The sequence below is a fragment of the Nonomuraea antimicrobica genome, assembly GCF_039536965.1.
GTDB lineage: Bacteria > Actinomycetota > Actinomycetes > Streptosporangiales > Streptosporangiaceae > Nonomuraea > Nonomuraea antimicrobica.
Map to the genome: position 1 here is coordinate 1 of NZ_BAAAZP010000266.1, position 2909 is coordinate 2909.

A 2909-nucleotide genomic window follows, 5' to 3' on the forward strand; every position below is an offset into this window, starting at 1 on the left:
GCAGAACACCCCAACGACACGACTGAATGGCACCACGAAGTCCGCGCTCTCAAACGGATCGCCGGCACTCACGGCGTGGACGAAGACGGTTTGACCACGCTTTCGGTGGAGATCATGCAGGCGAACCCGGGGAAGTCGAACGAGGAGTGCAACGTCATCGCGGTCGCCATTGCTATCCGCAGCAGCAAGAAGCGGTCCCGGGCTGCTTGATCTCTGCGGGCCCGGCGGGAGGCCGGCTGACGTCATCCGGCCGGCTCATGCGCCCTGTGGAGAGCTTGGACGCCTGCTGGGAAATCGACGCGCTGGTGATCTCCGTGGAGTCAGGGCGCAGTTCCGTTGACGACATGCGAGACACCGTTGGCATCCTGCCGAGTCTTGCGGACACGGGCACGGTGGTGACCATCGTCCGTGAGGCGTCGCCGTTCGGTGCGTTCGTTCTGCGCGAGTTCTTCGGCTCGCTCCGCCCTGGCTCGCAGCTCCGCCCGGCTCTCCTCCAGCGCCGCCAGACGCGCCTCGTAGGACTCCTGTAGCACCTGCCGCTCGCGCTCGGCATCCTTTCGGGCCTGTCGCGCCTGGGCACGTGCTTCCGCCTCGGCCTGCGCAGCCAGCGCGGCGCGCGTCTCGGCCTCGGTTACAGCCGCCGCAGCCTGCCGTTCTTGCTCGGTGGCCCGGCGCTCGGTTGCCTCGACTGCGGTCGCCGCCTCGGCCTGCACAGCCGCGATCTGCCGTTCGGCCAGGGCCAGTCCTCGATCCAGCGCCTGACGCGCCTCGGTCGCCTGCTCGGTTGCCCGACACGCTGCTTCCTCGGCTTCCCGAAGTTGCTCCACCGCCTCGGCCGCGGCCCGCTGCGCCTCCTCGGCCTCTTCTTCGGCCTGGCGGCGGCGCTGCACCTCGCCCGCCAGTTGCTCCCGCATCGCGGCGATCTGCCGGTCAGCGTGTGCGCGGGCCGCCTCCACTTCGGCCTCCACCGCTTCGACGTCGCCGATACGGTCGAACTCGGCGACCAAGCCCTCCAGACGCTTGGTGAGCTGGGCGATATCGGCGCGAATCCGCTCGTGCACCTCGATCGCCCGCGTAATCGACGCGCTCACTGGGCGTTCGCTGTCGGCGGGTCGGCCGCGGCCCTTGCCCTCGGCCCGGGCTATGCGTTCACGCTCGCGGAACGCGGTCAACGCGGTGTGCAGCCGCCGGTCGTTGTCGTCGACCAGGTCGCAGTATTTGGGGCGAGCGCCGGGGCGGCCGGCAGTCACCATGACAGCTAGTAGTTCGCAGCCCGGAAAGGCACAGATGACGGGGGCTGAATGCGTCGCTCTCTCAATGAGTTTCATAGCGTTTCATTTCTGCAAGGCGGATGAAATGAGATCGTGGAGGCAAGACATGGAACGAAATGGAACTGAGCCCGCGGGCGGAGGCCGTCCGCAGGCCGGGAGTTCCTACGCGCTCTGCGCCAGCTCCGCGTACTGCTCGCTCACAACCGCGACGGGTCGGTGGCTGAGCGTGCCCGTCATCACCATGTCGATGACGTCGGCGGCGCGCCGGTCTGCCTCCGGCGACAGGTGGCTGTACAGGTTCGCGGTGGTGACGATCGACTTGTGGCCGATCCTCTTGCTGACGGTGTCCAGGCTCACGTTCTCCGCCAGGAGCTGCGTCGCGTGGGCGTGCCGCAGCTTGTGGGCGGTGGCCTGTGTGTCGATGCCGTGTGTTTCCGCCAGGGCGACGACCTTGTACCAGTGTTTCTGCCAGGTGCTGGGGTTAAGGATGGGGGTGTGGATACCGGGGAAGATCAATGCCTTCGGTGGTAGCCCTTCCATGCGGCGTGCCAGCATGGCGACCACCTTGGAGCCGATTCTGATCGTTCGCAGTGCTGCGTCGCTCTTGCCGTAGGACGCGATGTACAGCCGCCGGTGCTCGTCTTCCTTGACCGCTTGCGCCACAGTGAGCAGGCCACGCATGAGGTCGATGTCGCATACCCGTAGCGCGGTGATCTCGCCCCAGCGCAGTCCGGTGCCCAGGGCGAGGGTGGTGATGTCGCCGGCAAGGTCGGAGACCTTGTACGCGAGCGCGATCCATGCGGCGATTTCGTCGCCGGTGGGCACCTGGTCCAAGGTGACCGTCCGCCCGGCCTGCTTCGGGAGGATCACTCCTACGCACGGGTTGACGTCGATGGGGATGCCCTTCTTGCGTGCGGCCCAGCTCAGCGTCGGGCTGATGACCTCCCCGTGGATGTTGGCGATCGTCTTCGGCGAGTACGTCTTCTTCTCACCCTTACGCTCGTAGGTGCGGGCCCGCATCCACGAGATCCACGCCTGGTCAACCTCGGTCGTGTACTCGGGGACAGGGACGTCGCCGAGCGGGCCAAGCCTGCTGCCGTCCTCCAGCGTGACGACTGCGGGCTGCACGTGCAGTTGGAACCGGCGCTTGTACAAGGCGATCTGGCGAGGCTCGGCCTTGCCCGTCATGGCCAGCCATGACAGGTAGGCGAAGACGATCTCGGACAGGGTCGGGACAACCGCGGTGGCGGGTGCTGTGGGGGAGGGCTGCGGTTCGGGGTCGGCCGTGGGCTCGGGGTCGGCCTCTGGGGTGGGCTCAGCAGCCTCAGGGACGATGCCCCGGCAGCCCTTGGGGTAGCCCGCCGGGCGTTGGTCGCCGGCGGCCTCTACGCGGGCTTTGAAGCGCTTGGCGATCGTTTTGGTGTCGCAGGTCTCGCTGTCGCGCTTGCCGTCGCGGGTGCCGCCCTCGCGCCAGCAGACGCGGTAGGTGGTGTGGCGGGTCTTGGTGCTCTTGATCGGTTCTATCCAGGCCATGTATGGCCGCCCCTTCATCGGGGGTAAGCGCGGCGCCCCGCGCCCCACAGCCCAAGACCTTGGTGCCCCATTGGTGCCCCATTTGATCTTGAGTTGTGTTGGACC

3 protein-coding genes are annotated in these 2909 nt (G+C 67.4%); 1 reads left to right on the plus strand and 2 read right to left on the minus strand.

Annotated elements, in window-relative coordinates:
• On the plus strand, window positions 1-210 hold a 210-nt coding region (locus ABD844_RS52435), incomplete at its 5' end, for a hypothetical protein (RefSeq protein ID WP_344897679.1).
• A 110-nt stretch (window positions 211-320) separates the two neighbouring features.
• Here ABD844_RS52435 and ABD844_RS52440 read toward each other — a convergent pair.
• Together ABD844_RS52440 and ABD844_RS52445 are read right to left on the minus strand one after the other, a co-directional pair.
• Window positions 321-1328, minus strand: a complete 1008-nt coding sequence (locus tag ABD844_RS52440; protein ID WP_344897682.1) for a hypothetical protein — start codon at window positions 1326-1328, stop codon at window positions 321-323.
• Window positions 1329-1433: 105 nt separating this feature from the next.
• A complete protein-coding gene (locus tag ABD844_RS52445; protein WP_344897685.1) occupies window positions 1434-2804 on the minus strand; it encodes a tyrosine-type recombinase/integrase in 1371 nt (456 codons plus the stop codon).
• Between the last annotated feature and the right edge of the window lie 105 nt (window positions 2805-2909).

What these genes read in the sequence shown, in the direction of transcription:
- ABD844_RS52440 (WP_344897682.1), bottom strand. Translation starts at nt 1,328, where the DNA reads ATGAAACTCATTGAGAGAGCGACGCATTCAGCCCCCGTCATCTGTGCC.
- ABD844_RS52445 (WP_344897685.1), bottom strand. Translation starts at nt 2,804, where the DNA reads ATGGCCTGGATAGAACCGATCAAGAGCACCAAGACCCGCCACACCACC.